This window comes from Syntrophotalea acetylenica (assembly GCF_001888165.1).
In the GTDB taxonomy this organism is placed as follows: domain Bacteria; phylum Desulfobacterota; class Desulfuromonadia; order Desulfuromonadales; family Syntrophotaleaceae; genus Syntrophotalea; species Syntrophotalea acetylenica.
In genome coordinates this window covers 1,846,385-1,868,405 of sequence record NZ_CP015455.1, presented here as the reverse complement: position 1 = coordinate 1,868,405, position 22,021 = coordinate 1,846,385, and the positions used below count along the sequence as shown (strand labels likewise).

Here is a 22,021-nt window from a genome sequence, read left to right as displayed (position 1 = left end):
GTGGGCGGCGAATTCGAAGCGAACGTGCCATGCACCGAGCTTGAGGCGCGACTTGGCGCTCTGCAGCGGCGCATGGCCGTGGCCGGCCTCGATGCCGGGGTGGTCATGCAGAATGCCGATCTTTATTATTTTACCGGAACGCTTCAGAGCGGACTGCTCTACATCCCCGCGGCGGGCGAACCGGTTTATCTGGTACGACGGGATGCCGCTCGGGCTCGCCGCGAATCCTGCCTTTCGCGTATCATCACTTTTGGTTCCTTCCGGGAACTATCCGGTATCCTTCAAGACTTCGGCTTGCCTCCCGGTCGGCGGATCGGTCTGGAACTCGATGTGTTGCCGGTGGCTTTGTACCGGCAGCTGGACGCGGCTCTGGGAAACCCCCATATCCAAGATGTTTCGCCGCTGATCCGCCGGACGCGGGCGATAAAGTCTGCCTGGGAATTGCAGCAAATGCGGCGGGCCGCCATCGGTCTCGACGAAGTCTGGCGACTGGCGCTGCACCTGGCATGTGAGGGGCTTACCGATCTCGAACTGGCCGTTGCTCTGGAGGGGAGGGCGCGCAGCCTCGGGCACCCCGGCTATGCGCGCATGCGTGCTTTTAACGGCGAAGTCGCCATGGGCATGGTCCTGATCGGCGACAACGGCGCCGTGCCGTCCTTTCGCAACACTCCGCTGGGAGGCGTGGGGCTGCACCCGGCCATCGGTTTCGGTCCCAGCGGAAAGCCTTTGACCGCTGGCGTGCCGGTAACGGTGGATCTGATTGGCTACGGGGCGGGGTATTATGCGGATCAGACCCGCACCTTTGCTCTGGGTCACCTTGATAAAAAGCTGTGCAGGGCTTACGATGCCATGTGTCAAATACAGGCCTTGCTGGTTGAAACCGCCCGCCCCGGTGCGACGTGGGGCTGTTTGTACGATGAGTGTTGCCGCCTGGCCACCGATCTTGGGTACGCGGAGCACTTCATGGGGACCGTGGGTAACCAGGTGTCCTTTATCGGTCATGGCATCGGGCTTGAAATCGATGAATATCCTTTTATCGCCCGCAATATGCACGACCAGCGGCTGGAAGAAAACATGACCTTCGCCTTTGAGCCGAAGGCGGTTTTTCCGGGGCTGGGCGCGGTTGGCATCGAAAATACCTTTGTGGTGACCCGCGACGGCCTCGAATCCCTGACCCTGTCCGACGAGTCCCTGCGCATTTTATAAGCTTCGCATCTTTTGCGCTAAGGTTCCTACAGGCCAAAGACATTGGCCGGCGCCATGCCGTATGCCGCAATTTCCCGCCGGTTACAAAAGCATGATTCCGATCTCTTCCCCGCCGCCAGTTCTGTTGCCGTTTTATCTTCCGGGGCCTTCAATCCCCGGGTGCAGCTGATTGCCGCCGCTGTCATGCCCTACATCTGGAGCGGCAGCGCCCAGGTCGGAAAGCGCCGGATCCGGGCTCAGAGATTCAGTCGCTTGATTTTTTCAACCAGGGTGGTGCGTTTGATGTTGAGCAGTTCCGCGGCGCGGGCCTTGACCCCCTGGCTCAGGTCCATGGCGGAGCGGATCAGGCAACGTTCGATGTTGGCGATGATCTCGGGCATATCCAGCCCCGCTTCGGTCAGCCGGGGGCAGGAAATCTGAGGTTCTTCGTCCTCGCAGCTGCTGCCGCTGATATTGGCCGGCAGATCGCTTTTGCCGATGGCCAATCCTTCGGTGAGGGTGACGGTGCGTTCTATGACATTCTCGAGTTCGCGCACATTTCCCGGCCAGTGGTAGTTTTCCAGGCAGGACATGGCTCCGGGCGTGATGGACAGTAGCGGCCGGTTCAGTTCATTGCAGGTTTTCTGCAGAAAATAACGAGCCAGCAAGGCAATATCCTCGCGTCTTTCCCTCAGGGCCGGCAGCGTTATGGGGATAACATTGAGCCGGTAGTAGAGGTCGGCGCGGAAGCGACCCCGTTCGACTTCTTGTTCCAGGTTGGCGTTGGTTGCGGAGATGACCCTTACGTCCAGCTTTATTTTCTTTGATGATCCGACTTTTTCCACTTCCTGTTCCTGCAGCACGCGCAGCATCTTCATCTGCAGGTGCAGCGGCATGGTACCGATTTCATCCAGGAACACGGTTCCCTGATGGGCCTGCTGGAATTTCCCTGTCTTATCCGCCACCGCACCGGTAAAGGCCCCGCGAACATGGCCGAACAACTCGCTTTCCAGTAGCTCCGCGGGGATGGCGCCGCAGTTGATGGCCACAAACGGTTTTTCCTTTCGGTGGCCATTGTAGTGGATGGCTTTGGCGACCAGTTCCTTGCCGGTACCCGATTCCCCGAGAATCAGAATCGTCGAATCGGTGTGCAGAACCTTTTCCATGCGGGAGAAGACATGCTGCATTGCAAGGCTGTTGCCGATAATGTTGTCGAAGCGGTATTTGCCTCGCAGTTGCTGACGAAGGTACAGGTTCTCCGCGATGAGCCGGCTTTTTTCCAGGGCTTTGGCAATGATAACCTGCAGCTTTTCGAAGTGCAGAGGTTTGGTAATATAGTCAAAGGCCCCTTCTTTCATGGCTTCGACCGCCGACTCTGCTGAACCTTTGCCGGTGATCAGTATGACATTGGTGAAGGGCCACTGCTCCTTGACGCGCTTCAGGATCTCGATGCCGCTGACGCCGGGCAGAAAAAGATCGGTGAGGATGACCTCGAAAGGCGTTTTGGCCAGAATCTCAAGGGCTTTTTCGCCGGTTTCGGCGGTGGTCACCTGGTAGCCGGCGCTGCTCAACAGCAGGGCGATGGCTTCCCGGTTGGCGGCTTCGTCTTCGATAACCAGAATCTGTGATATGTTTTTCATGGCGTAACCTGTGAAAAAAAGGTGGCTTTGTCATCCGATTGACGCTATGCTAGGAAGCTACCATGTCCTGAAGGCTCAGGCAAGTGTTTGCGTTAAAAAATTGGCGCATTGATGGGGTGGTGATTCAAATGATTGACGCATGGGGCGCTCACAGAATCTTTGTATCGCCTGTCTGGATGCTGGTCCCGCTGCTGTTTATGCTGGTTGGCATGCCTGGTTCCCGGTCAGATGCGGCCGAGGTGCCGGTGTCTGCTCCGGTGGTCGAGGCAGTGCGCATCTCGGGGACCATCAACCCCGCCGTTGCTGCATTTGTAACGGAGCAACTCGATCGCGTCAACCGTGAAAAGCCCGCGGCTTTTCTTCTGGAGCTCGACACGCCTGGAGGCCTGGACCTTGCTATGCGCCAGATCGTCAAGGCGGTGCTCGGTTCGCAGGTGCCGGTGGTGGTGTTTGTTGGCCCCGCCGGTGCACGCGCCGCTTCAGCCGGCGCGCTGATAACCCTGGCCGCCGACTTTGCCGGTATGGCGCCGGGTACCAACATCGGTGCGGCTCACCCGGTATCCATCGGCGGCGGACGGGACAATGGTGACGATGTGTTGATGGGAAAGGTCGTGGAAGATGCGGCCGCCTATGCACGCAGTCTGGCAATGCGCCGGGGTCGCAACCCGGTATGGGCGGAGAAGATGGTGCGTGATAGCGTTTCCATCGCGGCCCATGAGGCGTTGCAGCGTCAGGTTGTCGATCTGGTGGCCGAGAACCGTACGGAACTGCTGCGGATGCTGCATGGGCGCACGTACCGTCGCGGTGATGAGATTCGTCAGCTGGTCTGCCAGGATGCCACGGTAAAGTTTTCCGGCATGGACTGGCGGCAGAAGATTCTTAATACCATAAGCGACCCGAATGTGGCCTATATGCTGCTCCTGCTCGGTTTGCTCGGCATTTTTTTCGAAATCAGTCAACCCGGGGTGGTGCTGCCCGGCGCCGTCGGCGCCATGGCGTTACTGCTGGCGCTGTTTGCCTTTCAGACCCTGCCGGTCAATTATGTCGGCATGCTGCTGATTGTACTGGCTCTGGTACTGTTTGTTCTGGAGGTGAAAGTGACCTCGTTCGGCATGCTTACCGTCGGAGGCCTGATCAGCATGACCTTCGGCTCACTGATGTTGTTTGAACATACCGAACCCTTTATGCGGCTTTCCAGGGCGGTTATCGCCGGGACGGCAGTGGTGACGGCCGGGTTCTGTCTGCTGGTGGCCTGGTTTGTCGTCCGCGCCCAACGGCGGCGTGTTGTGTCCGGGCAGGAGGGCATGGCCGGTCTGCGCGGCGAGACGCTTACCGAAGTATATCGAGATGGGCAGATTTTCGTGCGTGGCGAATACTGGTCCGCCTACGCCGACGAGCCGATTCCCGCCGGTGAGACCGTCGAGGTGGTGCGAATGGCGCAGGGCCTGCGCCTGGAAGTGCGGCGTCCGAAACCGGTTCACACCGTGGTGAATACACACCCAATGTCAGGTTCCGACAAGGAGAATATCCCATGATCTATCCCGTCATAGTCCTGGTTTTTCTGGTCCTGATCCTTTCCAGTGCCGTGAAAGTGATTTACGAATACGAACGTGGCGTGGTGTTTCGTCTGGGACGTTTTGCCGGAGTCAAAGGGCCGGGACTGCGACTCATCATTCCGGTGGTTGACCGCCTGATGAAAATCAGCCTGCGCACTGTGGCCATGGATGTCGCACCGCAGGACGTCATCACCAAGGACAACGTCTCCGTCAAGGTCAACGCGGTGCTTTATTTCCGGGTGGTCAGCCCGGAAAAATCGATCATCGAGGTGGAAAACTACCTTTACGCGACCAGTCAGCTGGCGCAGACTTCCCTGCGCAGTGTGCTGGGGCAGTCCGAACTGGACGAACTGCTGGCGCATCGCGAGAATATCAACCGGCATCTGCAGGAAATCCTCGATCGTCAGACCGATCCCTGGGGGGTGAAGGTTTCCAATGTCGAGATCAAGCATGTCGATCTGCCGGTGGAGATGCAGCGGGCCATGGCCCGTCAGGCCGAGGCCGAACGCGAGCGGCGTTCCAAGGTCATTCATGCCGAAGGGGAATTTCAGGCGGCACAGAAGCTCACCGATGCGGCCGGCATTATCTCTTCCCAGCCGGGCGCCCTGCAGTTGCGTTATCTTCAGACCCTGACCGAAATCGCCACGGAGAACAGTTCGACGGTAGTTTTCCCGTTTCCGGTGGATCTTGTCCGGCCGTTTTTGGGAGGCCCGCACAAAGAATGATCGCATGTCTTGGTCATGCTGACGGTCTGCATCGCTCCTGAATGACGGGGTGCCGCGGCGAGATGCGGCGTAAATGCTTTCGGGCAGTTTCGATATATCGGTTTTCTCGAATAAACAGATTGTTGTTTTGGACTTGTGATTTTGGTAAAGTAGCCGGCCGGTCCAAACACTTAGCACCAGGGAGGTTTGATTCATGGAAATAAAGACATTCAATAAAGTCATGGCGGCCAATCGTGGTGAAATCGCCATTCGCATCTTTCGCGCATGCATCGAACTGGGCATCAAAACGGTGGCCATCTATTCGGAAGAGGATCGGGTGGCCCTGCATCGCTACAAGGCGGATGAATCCTATCGCGTCGGCAAGGGCAAAGGGCCTATCGAGGCTTACCTCGGCATCGACGAAATTATCGATCTGGCCAAGAAGAAGGACGTCGATGCCATCCATCCCGGCTACGGCTTTCTGTCGGAAAACCCTGAATTTGCCGAAGCCTGCGAGAGGGCCGGTATCGCCCTGATCGGCCCGGGTGCCGAGATCCAGCGCAAGCTCGGCGACAAAGTGGCGGCGCGCAAGGTGGCCATCGAGGCTGGTGTTCCGGTGGTTCCCGGGACCGACAAGCCGGTGACCAGCGAAGAGGAAGCGCTGCTGTTCGCCGCCAAATGTGGTTATCCCATCATGGTCAAGGCCGCCGCTGGCGGCGGCGGGCGCGGCATGCGCATCGCGCGTAACCGGCAGGAGTTGGCCGAAGGTCTGCGGTCGGCATCCTCGGAAGCCAAGGCGGCATTTGGTAACCCGTCGGTTTTCCTTGAAAAATACATTGAAAACCCCAAGCATGTCGAAGTGCAGATCCTTGGCGACCAGCATGGCAGCGTGGTGCATTTCTACGATCGCGACTGTTCCATTCAACGCCGTCACCAAAAAGTCATCGAGGTGGCACCTTCGCCGAACCTGAGCGCCGCCAAGCGGCAGGAGTTGTGCGATTACGCCCTGCGCATCGCCAATCATGTCGGCTATGTCAACGCCGGTACGGTTGAATTCCTGATGGATGCCGAAGGCCATTTCTACTTTATCGAGGTCAATACCCGCATTCAGGTCGAGCATACCGTGACGGAAATGGTGACCGGGCGAAATCTGGTGCGGGCCCAGATCCGCGTGGCCGAGGGATACCGTTTGAGCGATCCGGAAATCAACATACGCGGCCAGAAGGATATTCAGCTCAACGGTTTCGCCATTCAGGCCCGTGTCACGACCGAAGATCCGACCCGGAACTTTTCCCCTGATTTCGGCACCATTACGGCCTATCGCAGCCCTGGCGGGTTCGGCGTGCGTCTCGATGCCGGCAGCGCTTTTCCCGGGGCGCGGATCTCTCCCCATTACGATTCGCTGCTGGTTAAAATCAGCGGTTGGGGATTGACCCTGCGCGAGGCGGCCCGCACTACCGACCGCAGTCTGGCGGAATTCCGGCTGCGCGGTGTCAAATGCAATATTGGTTTTCTGGCCAACGTCATCAACCACCCGACCTTTCTGGCCGGGGCCTGCGATACCAGTTTTATCGACACGCATCCCGAACTGTTCGAGATACCGGAAAAACGTGATCGTTCCAGCAAGCTGCTGTCCTATATCGGGCATGTGGTGGTCAATGGCTATCCAGGCATTAAAAATCCATTGCATTACAAGGATTTGCGCGACCCCCGCATTCCGGAAATCCGCTATGACGTGCCGCGTCCGAAGGGCTCACGGGACATCCTGCTCGAAAAGGGGGCCGAAGGCCTGGCGCGGTGGGCTCTTGAGCAGCCGCAGTTGCTGATCACCGACACCACCATGCGTGACGCTCACCAGTCGCTGATGGCCACCCGCTTCAGAACCCATGACCTGGCCAAGATTGCTCCGGCCACCAGTCACCTTGGCAGTGGGCTTTTTTCGCTGGAGATGTGGGGCGGCGCATCTTTTGATGTCGCCATGCGTTTTCTGCGGGAGGATCCATGGGAGCGTCTGGACCGGCTGCGCAGAAAAATCCCCAACATCCTGTTCCAGATGCTGCTGCGGGCCTCCAACGCCGTCGGTTACTGCAACTATCCTGATAACGTGGTGCGGGAATTTGTCGCCAAGGCGGCAGAGAGCGGCATCGATGTGTTCCGCATTTTCGATTCTCTGAACTGGACCAAGGGGATGCAGGTAGCCATGGATGCGGTACGCAAGTCCGGTGGTGTCTGCGAGGCGGCTATCTGTTATACCGGGGACATTCTCGATCCCAAGCGCGACAAGTATCCACTGTCCTACTACGTTAACATGGCCAAAGAGCTGGAAAAAATGGGTGCCCATATCCTTGGCATCAAGGACATGGCCGGGCTGCTCAAGCCGCTGGCCGCCGAAAAACTGGTGCGGGCATTGAAACAGGAGGTCGGGATTCCCATCCACCTGCACACCCATGATACCTCCAGCAACGGCGGGGCGACTCTGCTGCTGGCCGCCCAGGCCGGTGTCGATATCGTTGATACGGCCCTGTCGTCCGTATCCGGTCTGACCGCGCAGCCCAACATGAATGCGCTGCTGGCTGCTCTAAAAGGACATGATCGCGACCCCGGTCTGGACGAGGAAGGTATTCAGAAGCTGGCCAATTACTGGGAGACGGTGCGCACCTATTATGCGCCGTTCGAGTCGGAGCTGCGCAGCGGCACCGCCCAGGTCTACCATCACGAGATTCCCGGGGGCCAGTATTCCAACTACAAACCGCAGGTTGAGGGATTTGGTCTCGGCGACCGCTGGGAAGAGTGCAAGGAGATGTACCGCAAAGTCAACGACATGTTCGGCGACATCATCAAGGTCACGCCGTCATCCAAGATCGTCGGCGACATGACCATGTTCATGGTGCAGAACAATCTGCAACCGGAGGATGTTTACGAACGGGGGCAGGAACTGACTTTTCCGCAGGGTGTGGTTGATTTCTTCAAGGGCATGATCGGGCAACCTCACGGTGGTTTCCCCGAGAAACTGCAGAAGATCGTTCTCAAGGGCGAGGAACCTTTGACCTGCCGCCCTGGTGAATTTCTCGAACCGGTCGATTTCGTCGCCAAACGTCAGGAATTGGAGAACAAACTCGGCCATCCGGTTTCGGAGCGGGACGTGTTGTCGGCGGTGCTTTACCCCGGCGTTTTCGAGGAGTTCGATGCACATCGAACGGAATACCAGGACACGTCGGTGCTGCCGACGCCGGTGTTCTTCTATGGTCTGGATCTCGGCGACGAATGTACCGTAGAAATGGAGCCGGGCAAAAACCTGCTGGTGCAGCTCAATGCCATCGGCCGGATTCAGGATGACGGACATCGCGACATCTATTTCGAGCTCAATGGCGAACCGCGCCAGATCATGGTTCCCGACCTTTCGGTAGCCGACGATCAGATCAAGCATCGCAAGGCCGATCCGGACAATCTGCATCATGTCGGTGCGCCGATGCCCGGCAAAGTGTTCCGGATTCTGGTCGATGTCGGTTGTGTTGTGAAAAAAGGCGATATTCTGTTGTCTACCGAAGCGATGAAGATGGAGACCAATGTCAAAGCCGAAAAGGACGGCGTGGTTGCCGAGATTCTGATCAGGGAGGGAACCCAGGTGGAGCAGGGCGAATTGCTGCTGATCCTGGAATAGAGCTTCTGCTCGATAAATGTATGGACACAAAGAGCCGGACACCCTGTCTGGCTCTTTGTGTTTGGTACCCTTGTGCCGCTGCCGCGAACCGCTATGAGGCTGGCATGCCCTGCAGAAAGCTCAACAGCAGCAGCAGCAGTGTGACGCTCACCGCCGAAAACAGGGTTGAGAGGATGATAATGGAACTGGCCAGGCGGGGATTGCCACCCAGTTCCTGCGCCATGACATAACTCGCGGCGGCGGTGGGCGTGGCGGCAAGCAGCACGGCGATGCCGAGATCCATCGTGGACAGGTGCATCGGCAAGAGGATCAGCAGGTTCAGCATTGGAAACAGGACCAGCTTGAATAGGGTGGCGAGCCCGGCCTGTTTCAAGTCCCCCTGCAGCTGTCGCGGTGAAAACACGCCGCCGATGGTCAGCAGGGCCAGGGGCAGGGTTGCCGCCGTAACCATGTGCAGGCTTCGTTCGGCCACGCCCGCTACGGGCCATTTTGCCAGGTTCCAGAAAATACCCGCGGCAGCACCGAGGATAAGCGGATTGCACAGCAGTTGATGGCGGATCAGGCGCCAATGCCGTTCGGGTTGCTGGTGGCGCTGCGCCATGATATGCACCAGAATGGACCACACATTGATGATCGGAACCAGGCATCCCATGAGAAGTCCGGCCCGGGTGAAACCGGCGTCGCCGTAAGCGCTCATGATGATGGGCAGTCCTACATAGGCAAGGTTGCCGCGGAAACCGCCCTGACTGAAAGTGCCGCGATCCTCCGGCGGATAACCGAGCAGGTATGCGGCGGCATAGGACAGCAGGGCCCCCAGGCTCAATGTGGCAATCATGGCCAGGGTGAGCCTGGGGCTGAAGCTTGTCGCGAAGTCGGCCGTGCTGATTTTGTAGAAAAGCAGCAGCGGCAGAAAAACATAATACAGCAGTCGGTTGATCTGTTGCAGAAAAGTCTGGTCAATAAGGCCGATTCGACGCAAAATGACGCCGAGAGTGATGACGGCAAACACTGGCAGGATGATGTTCAGGGTGTTTAAAAAGTGCTGCATGGGAATTCCCCGCTGGATTTCCTGCGACCATACCCTGCCGCTTCGGGTGTTTGCAATGTTCTTTTAGCATGGAGTGTCCGCAATGAAAGTTCTGGTCGATGGCGACAGTCCGCGAAATCCCGCCGACTCTCAGTTCGAGATGGAAGGGTGGGTCGATCTGGCGCCGTTTGAAAAACTGGTGGGAATGTCCATTATCGAAGCCTGTGACGGGCGCGCTGTGTTGACGATGCCCTTTGTCGTAAAACTTTCTCAGGGGGGCGGCTTTTTGCACGGTGGTGCCTTGACCGCACTGGCCGATACGGCGGCCGCCATGGCGGTCAAAACCTGCTTGCCGGTCTCGACGCCTTTCGCGACCCGCAACCTCTCCATGCGGTTCCTCGCGCCGGTTCGCCAGGGTACGGTAACCGCTGCTGCCACGGTAAAGCAGATCGATGGCCGCCGGTACCTTGTCCACGTGGATCTTCAGGATGATCAGGACCATGCGGTGGCGGAATTCACTGCGGATTTCAGGCTGTTGCGGCCCGCTACGGGCGTGTGCGGCGATGCGGAAAGCTTGGTCGCCCCGGCAAAACCGATAACGGAAGGACGTTATTGATGCAGGCGGGCGATATTACCTTCTGGATTGCTTTTTCGGCAGGACTGGCTTCGTTTGTCTCGCCGTGTGTGCTGCCGCTGATCCCATCCTTTATCACCTATATTACTGGGTTGAGTTTTCAGCAATTGCAGCAATCTCATCCCGGAAGCAGGGTTCGCTGGCAGGTGGTTTTGCACTGCCTGCTGTTCATCGCGGGTTTTTCATTGGTATATACCGTCATGGGAGTGGTTGCCGGCAGTCTTTTCGGCCTTTTGCAGGATGGTTTGCGTTGGGTTCAGAAGCTTGGAGGACTGCTTGTTTTTCTGTTCGGCATACATTTGACCGGGCTTTTTCACTTCGGCATTTTGCTGGGTGAAAAGCGTGTCCATATTCACAACAAGCCGGCCGGCTATTTTGGTTCGTTTCTTGTCGGTCTGGTTTTTTCAGCCGGATGGACACCCTGTACCGGGCCGATCCTCGGATCGGTGCTGACCATGGCGGCGGGATCTTCCGGAAGTTCCTTGCGTGGCGGCATCCTGCTCGCCAGCTATTCTGCCGGTCTGGGGTTGCCGTTTCTGGTTTCCGGCCTGATGTTTCACGGATTTCTGCGGTTTTTTAATCGCTTCCGCAAGCATATTCGTCTCGCCGAGGTGCTCACCGGCATCATGCTCATGATTGTAGGGCTTCTACTATTTTTTAATGGTTTCAGCTATTTGACCGCCATTTTTTATCAATGGCTGCCGGTTGTCGGGTGATCTGGCTCAGGTGCCGCCGGCCCCGGTTGCATCTTGACATGCGCCGGTTGCCTCTGGTAATTTGATATTCAATTTCATCGGAGGTGCCATGGCCGACAAACGCGAGATGTTCCGAAATTATATCAGCCAGCAGGGACTCAAGCTTACGCGTCAGCGGGAAATCATTCTGGATGAATTTCTCCGTGCTGCCGCCCATCTGTCGACCGAGGAACTTTATCACCGGGTTCGAAAAAAGCATTCCCATATCGGCTATGCGACAGTTTACCGGACGCTCAAGCTGCTGGCGGAATGTGGCCTTGCCAAAGAGCGTGACTTTGGCGGCGGTCAGTCCCTTTACGAAGTCGCTCACCGCGGCTATCATCATGATCATCTCATCTGCGTTGAATGCGGTGAAATTATCGAGTTCGAGAATGCGCGTATCGAGGAACTGCAGAAACAGGTTGCACATGAGCATGGCTTCGTCATGACCGATCACCGTCTGGAAATATACGGCCGTTGCGCCAAGTGTTCCTCCTCCTGAAACTGGCCATCTATACAACAAGTTTTTCGTTTTTTTTCTTTGCAACCCCATCTGGAATGATTTCGTCATGGCAGGTCAAACAGAAGTTGCTTCCACCGTCCGCAAGATTGTGCTGGTCGGTAGTCCGAATGTCGGCAAAAGTGTTCTTTTCAACGCCCTGACCGGGGCGTATACGGTTGTGTCCAATTATCCCGGCACCTCCGTGGAGGTATCCCGGGGCAATTGTGAAATCGAAGGGGTTTCCTATCAGGTGCTCGACACGCCGGGCATGTATTCACTGTTGCCGATTACAGAAGAAGAACGTGTCGGCCGGGAAATTCTCCTGAAGGAAAAAGCCCACACCGTCGTTCATGTTATCGATGCCCGCAATCTCGAGCGCATGCTGCCCATGACCCTGCAGTTGGTGGAGGCCGGGCTTCCGGTGGTGCTGCTGGTCAATATTATGGATGAAGCCGAACGACGGGGAATGCGTATTGACATTCCGCTGTTGCAGGAAAAACTCGGCATCCCCGTGATAGGTGGGGCCATGGCGCGAAAACGTGGTTTGAGCGAATTGCGCCAGGTCATAGCCGACTACGATCCTGCCGTGAAAGCGGTGTTCGGCTATTCCCGTGAACTGGAAAAGGATATTGCCAAGGTTTCGGAACATCTCAAAGGCGATTACACCCTGGTGCCGCGTTCCATGGGCTTGCTGCTGCTGCAGAAGGACGAGGATGCCTGGAAGCTGGTGCGGGCCGCCGAATGTTGCGACAACCTGAAGACCATCGAGGCGGCGGTCAACGAAACGGTTTACGAGCGGCGCCTGGATCTGAACTTGCGCATCAGCCTTGAACGCAAAAGGATCTGTCGCGCCATTCTGGAAGAAGTCATTTATCAGCAGGCCGATCGAAAACCGGGCTTTTTCGAAAAGCTGGCGGCCTGGACCATCAATCCCTGGACCGGCTTCCCCCTGCTGCTACTGGCGCTTTATTTCGGCATTTATCTGTTTGTGGGCAGTTTCGGTGCCGGCACCCTGGTGGACCTGCTTGAAGGGCAGCTGTTCGAAAATTACCTGAACCCCTGGGTGATTGACCTGGTGCATCGGCTTACGGACTGGTACTGGCTGCGGGAACTGCTGGTCGGCGAATACGGTATATTCACCCTTGGAGTGCGCTATGCGGTAGCTCTGGTACTGCCGATCGTCGGCACTTTCTTTCTGGCTTTTTCCATCATGGAGGATGTCGGCTATTTCCCACGCCTGGCCATGCTTGTGGATCGGATCTTTAAAAAAATCGGGCTGAACGGCCGGGCGGTAATACCCATGGTGTTGGGTTTCGGATGCGACACCATGGCGACCATGGTAACGCGAACACTGGAAACGGTGCGTGAAAGGATCATCGTCACGCTGTTGCTGGCGCTGGCAATTCCCTGCAGTGCTCAGCTCGGAGTTATCATGGGCCTGCTTTCCGGCGTGCCGGGCGCCTTGCCGACCTGGATCGCCTGCATAACGGTTGTTTTTCTGCTGGTGGGCCTGCTGTCCGCCCGTCTGTTGCCGGGAGAGCGCCCCATGTTCTACATGGAGTTGCCGCCCATGCGGTTGCCCCAGGCCCGTAATGTTGTCATAAAGACGGTGAGCCGCATGCAGTGGTATTTTCTGGAAATCTTTCCGTTGTTCATCTTCGCTTCGGTTCTGCTGTGGGCCGGCAAGATGACCGGCGGACTGAATGCCCTGGTGCGGGGCATGTCACCTGCCATAGCCGCACTGGGGCTGCCCGCAAAAACCACCGCCGCCTTCATTTTCGGTTTTTTCCGGCGTGATTTCGGTGCTGCCGGACTTTACGACATGCACGCCCAGGGATTGCTGACGCCGCGCCAATTGACTGTGGCAGCCGTCACCATGACACTGTTTGTGCCTTGCATCGCCCAGTTCCTCATGATGAAGAAGGAGCGTGGCTGGAAGGTCTCCGCCGGCATCTTCCTGCTGGTTACCCTGTTGGCTTTCAGCGTCGGCTGGAGTCTCAATGTGGTCCTCGGTTTTACCGGGTGGCTGGTATGAAGTGCGGTTTTTGCGGCCGCGAGCTGCCGCCTCCCGACAAGTTGGAACAGAAACCTTGCGGAGCGTGCCCGGGAGGATGCCGGAAGATTCACTGTCCCTGGTGTGGTTACGAAAATCCCGTTGTTCCCGGCTTTTTGCGCCGATGGAGCGAAAAAGATAAATCCAAGGAGAACGATTGATGGAACGCTCGGAAAGGGCTGAAGATTTGCTGGAAGCCGTTTGGATCGCGGTCGTTGAAGAGGGGGACAACTCGGCCTCCTTCGAAGCGCTGAATGTCAAGGCCGACGATGCGGCGCTGCTGGATCTCGAACGTAAGGCCCTGGTTGAAATCAAGGGAGAGCGGGTCTATCTGCGCTCCGAAGGACGCCTGGCCGGCGAAAAAGTGGTGCGTCGCCACCGTCTGGCCGAGCGTCTGATGATGGATATTCTTGATCTCAAAGGCAGCAATGCCAATGCCAAGGCCTGTGAATTCGAGCATCTCCTCAACGAAGGGGTCGATACCCGAATCTGCACCCTTCTGAATCACCCCACAACCTGTCCCCACGGCCGTCCCATTCCTCCCGGTGAGTGTTGCCGGGCTGCACGGCGCGCGGCGGACATCGGCGTCGTGCCCCTCACCGAAATGAAGGTGGGGCAGGAGGGCGAGATTGCCTATCTAGCCACCAGCGATGCCAAAAAAATGCAGAAACTGATGTCTCTGGGCGTGTTGCCGGGCAATCGGGTACGGCTCAACCGACGGTTTCCTTCCTTCATTTTTCATGTTGGCAACTCTGAGTTTGCCGTGGACGAGCAGCTGGCGCGGGAGATTTTCATTCGTACCGGCAAAAGCGAATAGCTGTTTTGACGCAGCGGATGCGATGGCCCCGAAACTTCTGGACGGTTGCGGGGCCTTTGTTTTATCCGGAGGGCTTTACGCAGGAAAATAGACTTTGTTTTACATGAGCCCTTTGTTAGTATTTCGTACCGGCTGATCTTGTGTCAGAGGGGCGCCACCGTGTTTTGAGATCGGTGGTCATGCGCGGCAAAAGCACCGTTTTCGTATGGAAACAGGGTTGGGAGCAGATGTTCGGATTCCGTCACGCCACGCTCAAAAAGAAACTGACGGGCCTTATGATGCTGACCTGCGCCGTGGTACTGGTGTTGTCCGCCAGCGCATTCATGGCGGTGGAAATCGTCTCGTTCCGACGTAACATGGTAGAACATAATTACGCGCTGGCCGAGGTTCTGGCCGCCAATAGCACCATTGTTCTGACCCTCAGAAACAAACAGGTCGGCGACCAGGTGATGTCCTCGCTGCTGCAACAGCCGCATATCAACCGCGCCTACATCTTTACCCTGCGCTATCAGGTCGTAACCCATTATCTGCGCCCCCAGAAGAACCACGGCGCACCCGGACAATGGAGCGCCGGGATGGACCCTTCCACCTTCGAACTGCTCGCCCGGACGGTCGAGACGGATCAAAGAGTTCATTCTTTTTCTCCCCGCTCCCTGGCGGTTGTTGTTCCGGTGCGGCATATGGGCCGCACCATCGGCATGGTCTATCTGCAGTCCGGCCTCGGTGAGTTTTATCTGTGGCTGAGATCGTATGCCCTGAGCGTCCTGGCGGTGCTTGCCCTGTCATGCCTTACGGGCTATTTTGTCGCAAGGTATCTGCAGAGTCTGGTGTCCCGCCCGATCCTGCATCTTGCGAACAAGATGCGCGTGGTATCGGGCAGCCAGGATTTCTCCGTGCGGGTGGTCAATCCTGCCAACGACGAGGTTGGCGTTCTGTTCCAGGGATTCAACCGGATGCTTGAACAGCTCGAAAGCCGCGACAAACAGCTGGAAGAGTACCGTTACCATCTGGAAGAGCAGGTTCTGAAACAGACCCGGGAGTTGCGTGAGACCAACGATGAACTACATCAAACGGTCGAACAACTCGCCAGGGCGCGGCAAGCGGCCGAGGCTGCCAATCAGGCCAAATCAAGGTTTCTGGCCAATATGAGCCATGAAATCCGCACACCTATGATCGGTGTTATCGGCGTGTCCGAGCTTCTTCTGAAGACCGGACTGGATGGCCAGCAACGAGAGCTGGCGCATATGATACAGGGCTCCGGCGAATCCCTGTTGAACATTCTCAACGATATTCTTGACTTTTCCAAGATTGAAGCCGGGCGACTGGTGCTGGAGACGGTTCCTTTCAATCTGCTGGCAGTTGTCGAAGAACCGGTGGCGCTGCTGGCCAAGGCCGCCCATGACAAAAACCTGGAGCTGATATGCCGCATTGATCCCGGCACCCCCGTTTCCCTGCTCGGCGATCCAGCCCGCCTGCGGCAAATTGTGTTCAATCTGGTCGGCAATGCCGTCAAGTTTACCGAACGGGGAGACGTGACGGTCCGCTTTGGCTGCAGGGAAGAGGATGACTCCGGGGCTTGCATTTACCTGGAGGTAAGGGATACCGGCATCGGCATCGAGCCCGAGGCCCAGCAAAGGATTTTCGAATCTTTTTCGCAGGCGGACAGTTCGACCACCAGGCATTTTGGCGGAACCGGGCTCGGCCTGGCGATTGTCAAACAACTGATTGAGCACATGGGGGGACATATTCACCTTGAAAGCGCCAGGGGGGACGGGTCGGTGTTTACCTGCTGCATCCCTTTGCAAAAGCACGAAGACAGGTGCTGGCCGGGGACAGTTCCGCCACCGGGACAGGCTGCGGCAAAAGCGCTGGTGGCCGTGGCTCATACGGGGCTTCGCGATATGCTGGTGGAACAACTCGACGCCATGCATCTCGCTGTGGAGACCCTCTCCCTCAATGCTCCTTTGAGCGATGAAATGATTGCGGACTCATGTCGCGGGGCCAACCTGCGGCTGGTGCTGACGGATGCCTGTTTGCTGCGGGACAACCCTGTACTGCATGATCACTTCGAAAAAAACTGCCCAAAAAACTGCCGTCGGGTGGTGATGACCCCGCGTGGTCTTCTCTGCCCCGAAGGGGGCAGCGGTTCCCTGTGGGAGGTGCTGGTAAAGCCCGTATGTCCGTCACAATTGCACAGAATGGTTGCGGGGTTGCCGGTAGATGTTGTTGCATGCGAACCGGAGACGGCAGCGACGGTTTCAGGACTGGCGGAAAACGGGCAGAAGTTCGTCCAGAGGCCGCGCGTCTTGCTGGCTGAAGACAATCCCACCACCCGCCGCATGATTACCATCAGCCTGCAGAGTCGTGGTTGCCAAGTGGTTGCCGCGGAAAATGGCGAACAGGCGGTTGCTGAAGCCATGGAGCAGATTTTTGACTTGATACTGATGGATTGCCAGATGCCAATCATGGATGGTTACCAGGCCGCGGCGCAATTGCGTCATGCCGGCATCAAGGCTCCCATCATCGCTCTGACGGCTCACTCCCGAGGCGAAATCGATGACCAATGCCGCCAGTGCGGTATGGACGACTATCTGGCAAAGCCGTTCAAACACGAGCATTTGTTCCGGCTGATCCGGAAGTGGGTGCCCGGCAGCCCTGAAAGAAACGATGCGTCTTTGCTTGCTCCCGATGATTGGATAAATCATGCGCCCCGGAATTAATCGACTTTTTCTTGTGTCCGGCGGTTGTGCCCTGGCCTACCTGGCATTGGTCGGCTTTCTGCTCTTCAGCATTTTTAAACCCGTGCCGCTGCCTGAAGAGATCGTGGTTACTTCCCTGCAAAGCAGGAACAGAAAAACGGCGGACGGTTCGTTGATCACGCTATGCGGTCAGGGGTTTTCTCAGGACTTGAAGGCTTTTCTCAATCTGGATATCGGTAACCACTTCGCGATTGTAGGGAAGATGCCGAGTTGGGGGATCGCCAAAGCGGTCGCGGCTCGAGGTCATCTCGGTTTTCTCGGTGATACCATCCGTGGTCTGCAGGTCGTCGATCTGGCGGATGTCACCCGACCCAAAATGGTCGGAGCTCTCAAGCTGTCGGGATGGCCGTGGAAATTGGCGGTTCAGGATGCACGGGTTTATGTCGCGGCCTACAAGGATGGGGTGCATGTCGTGGACGTGGAACACCCGGAAAACCCACGATTGCTGGCATCCCTGGATACCCCGGGCACGGTCCTGGACATTATCGTGGAGGGGGACCGGGCCTATGTTGCCGACGGTCCCGCCGGGGTGCATGTTGTCGATCTGCGGGATCAGCCGCGTATCCTGACCACGCTGGATACTCCCGGCGTTGCGTCGGGGCTCTGGAAGGCAGGTCGCTATCTTTACGTGGCCGATGGTGAGGCGGGTTTTCAGGTGCTTCGGTGCTTGCCGAACGATGGCCTTGAAAAAGTATCCGTCGTTGACACCCCGGGGCAAGCCACCGCTATAGCGGTGCTGGACAACCGGGCCTATGTGGCCGATAAATCCGGGGGCATCCAGGTCATCTCGGTAGCACAACCTCAACGTCCGAGACACCTTGGGTCGACTCCGTTGCTCGGAAGCGCCCGCAGCCTTGAATGGATCGACGGGGTGCTGTGGGTGGCGGCGGATTTGGGAGGGATGCATGTTTTTCAGCCGGATGCCGACGGGGGTCTGCATTTTATGGGGGCGATCGATACGCCCGGTGCTTCCTGGGATGTTGCAGCCGTGGGAAGGCATGTTCTGGTGGCCGACGCCAAGCGCGGATTGCAGGTCTTATCACGGGACTGCGTTTCACATCTGGCCAGGCCCCGCGTTTTGACCCTGCCGGGCGTGGCTCAGGGGCTTTTGGCCAAGCGGGGTTGGATCTATGTTGCCGGAGGCCGGTCCGGCTTGCAGGTGCTGGAAAATCATCGCGACGGTTTGCGTCTGGTGGAGACTGTCGATACGCCGGGTCTGGCCATCGATGTCGCGGCGGACGACCAACGGGTATTTGTCGCCGATGGTGCGAAGGGCATTCACGCGATAACTCTCCGCGATAAGAAACACCGTATCGATGACTCTCTGCTCCTGCCGGGCAAACTGAAACGGCTGGTTTGCCGGCAGCACAAACTTTTTGTTGCCGATTTGAACGGCACCTTGCATGTCGTTGATGCGAAGCCGGGCGAAAAAATGCGGCCATTGGCAGCCATGCCGGTGACTCATCCATTCCTGGATATTGCCGTCAGCAACGATTACGCCTATCTTGCCTGTGGCTCCATGGGGATCTTTATTGTCGATGTGCGCCACCCCGAGCGCCCGGTCATGGTCGGCAAGGTTGCGCTTCCGGACTATCTGCTGCCGTTTGCCTGTGCCACCTCACTGGTTGTTGACGGACAACGGCTGTTTGTCGCCAACGGCCTGGCGGGTTTGCAGATCTACAATCTCGACAACCCGGAACAGCCACGACTGGTCGGCAGCCTCAGCACTGCGGGCAATGCCATGTCTCTCGCGGTGTCGGGACAACAAGTCTATGTGGCGGATACACGGGGTGGCCTGCAGGTGGTCGACTGCCGCAATCCGGATGCACCACAGACGCTGGGCTTGCTCGGCTTCAGCATCAAGACCAAGGGCATGGCGGTGGTTGGGGAGGAGTTGATTGCAGCAACCAACCTCGGCGGGGTGATAGCGGTACCTTTGCCCTTCCGGATTTCGCAAACGACCCGTACCGGCACGGATCGTGTCGAATTGTCCGTGCCTGAAGGGCTGAAGGCCGGAACTTACGCGCTGTGTCTCAGCGATGGTCGTAAAAATCTGGTTCTGCCCGATGCCCTTGTGGTTGATTGAGCTTCGAAGCCGTAAATCAGAAGAAATACTGAGCGCCCAACCAGAACTGGCGCCCCATCTCGTAGCCATCCCGGGGCTCGCCCACGGGATTTTTCTTGTTCAGCAGGTTCAGGATTTCCAGGCTCAACATGACCTTGTGCCCGGCCCACAGCCGGGTAGTCCAGTCGATTTTGCAGTCAGCGGTGATCCCCCCGCCGAGGCGGGTCTTCTCGTAAACGGGAATGCCAAGATCCTCGTGTAGTTCTCCCGATGCCTGCAGTGTCTGATATCCGCTGCGGTATTTCAGCAGGCTGCTGACACTGAAGTTGCAGGGAAGTTTCCCGATGTGCAGCAAACTGATAACCCAGGGGCGGTTGAAGTCCTTGCGGGGCAGGGCGCTTTTTGCAATGGCCCGGCCGTGGTACCAGATTTCCTCATCGAGGTCCTCGTCATCGAGCAGGTCGTTATAGGATTCGTTGGCGGATGTCGTTTTCTGATAGGTTGCGTTGATGCTGATAAAATGTTCGGGCCATTGACGTTCCCAGCTTAAACGATAACTTTCATGGCGGCTGCGGCCGTTGTTGTTCAGACTGTAATGGAATTTGCCGTCGGCCTGTCGGTCGCTCATGGTCCTGGCGAATTCGTCCCTGCCGTTGCGTTTCACGTAGGTGAGAGTGGCTCTGCCGCCCAGCAGTCGCTGCTCCAGGCCAATGACATATTCATCCGCGCAGGGTGTCCTCAGTGACGCAAAATCGTAGTCAGTGGAGCCCGTCTTCCAAAGGGTCCAGCCGGTTGTGTCGGAACCTTGTTCGATGTAGCTTCCCGGCATGCTTTCCAGAAGCCTGTAGGCCAAAAGGGTGTTGGCATAGTAACGGTTGATGCCGCCCGTAAGGATGGTCTGGCGGTTGCCAAGGAGATCGAGGGTGACGGCAAAACGCGGCGCCAGATTGAGGTTTTCCATGAAATCGTCATAAGACAGGCGCAACCCCGGCCGCAGTTCCAGCCGCTTGTAGCGAAGGATATCTTCCAGGTAGAGGCTGTACTGCTGTAAACGGGCTTCGGCGGCGTATTGCTCGTAAACGTTTCGCCTGTTGGTGCCATTGCTAAAAAAGGTGTAAAGATAGCTGGTCTCGTCCCGTCGGGAGGTGCCTTCGATATTCTGAAAATCGGCCCCGAGGTTGATTTTGTGGCTGAACGCTCCACTGCGCAAAGGGTCAAGTTCAAGGTCGGCTTTGCACTGCAGGGTCTGCTGTGTTTTTTCGATATCTCCGGGAAAGCCTTCCCTGTCCCAGCTGTTGTCCGGGTTCTGGGTCTGGCGCATATGGTCCGGAGCTTGCCGGGAATTTTCACTCTCCTTGTAGCCCGCCTGCAGATGCAGGTCGGCGAAGGGCAGCCCGGTGCGTAGCTCCGCATTGATCTGATAGGCGCCACCCAGGATGGTCATGTCGCTGTTCCGAAAATCCTTTTGAAAATATCTGCCTTTATAAGGGCTGTAAAGCCACGAAAGATCAAAGGTCGAGGCGGAACTGGCGGCCGGTGTTCCGGAAAGTTTCAGCAGAAAGGTTTCGTTGCGGCGCTGCTGTTTGCGGGTTTCGCCAAAATACTGAAGCGGGATGCTGGAAAGAAACAGCCGGTAGGCGGCCAGCATGCGCAGGCGCGGCGAGAAAGGGGCATGCACATCGAAGCCCGCCTGGTGTTTCTTGAATTCAGGCTGCCGGGAATGGTCTGCGGAATTTTCGAATTTTTCACGCTCGGATGCTGCAATATGGAATGAGGTCCAGGCATCCCGGGTGGTGCGGTAAAACAGGCTGCCTCCGAAATCGGCGGCGGGATCGATGGTTCTGGCATGAACAACCCCGCCTTTGAAATCTCCAAAACTGGCGGGAACGTTGTGATCGTAGACGGTTATATCTTCGACCAGGGACGCGTCGAGAAAGATTTCCTGGGCGTGACCTGGCACATTGTTGTGCTCAAGGGGGTTGTCGGCATCAGGGTCGAGCAGACTGTTGTTGCCCAGACCGTCGATGATGAAATTGTTTTCGAAAGCTTTTCCACCGCTGATGGAAACGGCCGCCGGCAGGATTTCTCCCCCATGCGAAGAAAGATTGGCGGCCTCGCCGTACTGTATATCCGGCAGAAAGGTCAGCATATCGCTGATGCTGCCGTTGCCGGCGGGGATGCCTTCGATGATTTTTCGCTCGATGGTTCGGGAGGCGGTGCTCAAGGGTTCATACGCTGCTTTTACCATGATCGGCGGAAGGACGGTGCTGACATTGCCCAGGGGCTCATCATCCTGCTGGCCGCATGGCGTGGTTTCGAAAGCCATGGCGACGGGACACCCTGTCAGCGTTGCGCAAAAAACGACCAACAGCGGCAGCCGCCTGAAAAAGAAAGGGCGACCTGGCGCAAAGAATGCCCTTTGACAGGGCTGCCGGGAGCATGCTGTTCGTGCGCAGCGGGTTTTTTGCAAATGCGGCCAGGGCGATGGTTTCATGTTCTCTCATGGGAAGTGTGAAAAAAAGACAGCCTCGATTTTTTATCATAAGAGAGTCTCGTGTAATAGAGAAATTCTTTAAAAAACAAATATTTACAATTTATTAATGAAAGGGGGGTATAAAGCCTTGGCGCTGCCGCCAAGGCCGTTTCCCGTATGCTGCACGATGATACTTCGATTTTCTGCCTGA

14 protein-coding genes are annotated in these 22,021 nt (G+C 57.2%); 11 read left to right on the top strand and 3 right to left on the bottom strand.

The genetic code is table 11. The features are described 5' to 3' along the window. The gene (locus A6070_RS08635) at window positions 1–1,206 is read left to right on the top strand and encodes a M24 family metallopeptidase (RefSeq protein WP_072287925.1); all 1,206 of its coding nucleotides are present in this window, start codon (window positions 1–3) and stop codon (window positions 1,204–1,206) included. A gap of 236 nt (window positions 1,207–1,442) precedes the next feature. Here A6070_RS08635 and A6070_RS08630 read toward each other — a convergent pair whose 3' ends face one another. Next, window positions 1,443–2,825, bottom strand: coding sequence for a sigma-54-dependent transcriptional regulator (locus A6070_RS08630; protein ID WP_072287924.1), 1,383 nt, complete (start codon window positions 2,823–2,825; stop codon window positions 1,443–1,445). 128 nt (window positions 2,826–2,953) lie between these two features. On the opposite strand from A6070_RS08630, the gene A6070_RS08625 reads away from it, so the two are divergent. From A6070_RS08625 to A6070_RS08615, 3 genes are all read left to right on the top strand, one after another. After that, entirely contained in the window at window positions 2,954–4,360 is a 1,407-nt protein-coding gene (locus A6070_RS08625) for an NfeD family protein (protein WP_083558872.1), read from the top strand. Next, window positions 4,357–5,106 (top strand): slipin family protein, encoded by a 750-nt coding sequence (locus A6070_RS08620; RefSeq protein ID WP_072287923.1) that lies wholly within the window; start codon window positions 4,357–4,359, stop codon window positions 5,104–5,106. The genes A6070_RS08625 and A6070_RS08620 overlap by 4 nt, the downstream gene beginning before the upstream one ends. 193 nt (window positions 5,107–5,299) lie before the next feature. Beyond that, window positions 5,300–8,746, top strand: a complete 3,447-nt coding sequence (locus tag A6070_RS08615; protein ID WP_072287922.1) for a pyruvate carboxylase — start codon at window positions 5,300–5,302, stop codon at window positions 8,744–8,746. A 91-nt stretch (window positions 8,747–8,837) separates the two neighbouring features. Here the strand turns inward: A6070_RS08615 and A6070_RS08610 are convergent, their stop codons facing one another. Then, entirely contained in the window at window positions 8,838–9,794 is a 957-nt protein-coding gene (locus tag A6070_RS08610; protein WP_072287921.1) for an AEC family transporter, read from the bottom strand. 82 nt (window positions 9,795–9,876) lie between these two features. Between A6070_RS08610 and A6070_RS08605 the strand changes: the two genes are divergently transcribed. The 7 genes from A6070_RS08605 (at window position 9,877) to A6070_RS08570 (ending at window position 19,358) form a co-directional block, all read left to right on the top strand. Beyond that, window positions 9,877–10,389 (top strand): PaaI family thioesterase, encoded by a 513-nt coding sequence (locus A6070_RS08605; protein WP_072287920.1) that lies wholly within the window; start codon window positions 9,877–9,879, stop codon window positions 10,387–10,389. Further along, window positions 10,389–11,123, top strand: a complete 735-nt coding sequence (locus tag A6070_RS08600; protein WP_072287919.1) for a cytochrome c biogenesis CcdA family protein — start codon at window positions 10,389–10,391, stop codon at window positions 11,121–11,123. Before A6070_RS08605 ends, A6070_RS08600 begins: the two co-directional genes overlap by 1 nt. Before the next feature lie 88 nt (window positions 11,124–11,211). After that, window positions 11,212–11,643, top strand: a complete 432-nt coding sequence (locus A6070_RS08595) for a Fur family transcriptional regulator (RefSeq protein ID WP_072287918.1) — start codon at window positions 11,212–11,214, stop codon at window positions 11,641–11,643. A 67-nt stretch (window positions 11,644–11,710) separates the two neighbouring features. Continuing rightward, the gene (gene feoB, locus A6070_RS08590) at window positions 11,711–13,678 is read left to right on the top strand and encodes a ferrous iron transport protein B (protein ID WP_072287917.1); all 1,968 of its coding nucleotides are present in this window, start codon (window positions 11,711–11,713) and stop codon (window positions 13,676–13,678) included. A gap of 178 nt (window positions 13,679–13,856) precedes the next feature. Next, window positions 13,857–14,513, top strand: a complete 657-nt coding sequence (locus A6070_RS08580; RefSeq protein ID WP_072287915.1) for a metal-dependent transcriptional regulator — start codon at window positions 13,857–13,859, stop codon at window positions 14,511–14,513. 179 nt (window positions 14,514–14,692) lie between these two features. Further along, window positions 14,693–17,233, top strand: coding sequence for an ATP-binding protein (locus A6070_RS08575; protein WP_072287914.1), 2,541 nt, complete (start codon window positions 14,693–14,695; stop codon window positions 17,231–17,233). Beyond that, window positions 17,217–19,358 (top strand): LVIVD repeat-containing protein, encoded by a 2,142-nt coding sequence (locus A6070_RS08570; RefSeq protein ID WP_072287913.1) that lies wholly within the window; start codon window positions 17,217–17,219, stop codon window positions 19,356–19,358. The genes A6070_RS08575 and A6070_RS08570 overlap by 17 nt, the downstream gene beginning before the upstream one ends. A gap of 16 nt (window positions 19,359–19,374) precedes the next feature. On the opposite strand, the gene A6070_RS08565 is transcribed toward A6070_RS08570, so the two are convergent. Beyond that, window positions 19,375–21,663, bottom strand: coding sequence for a TonB-dependent receptor (locus A6070_RS08565; protein WP_072287912.1), 2,289 nt, complete (start codon window positions 21,661–21,663; stop codon window positions 19,375–19,377). Between the last annotated feature and the right edge of the window lie 358 nt (window positions 21,664–22,021).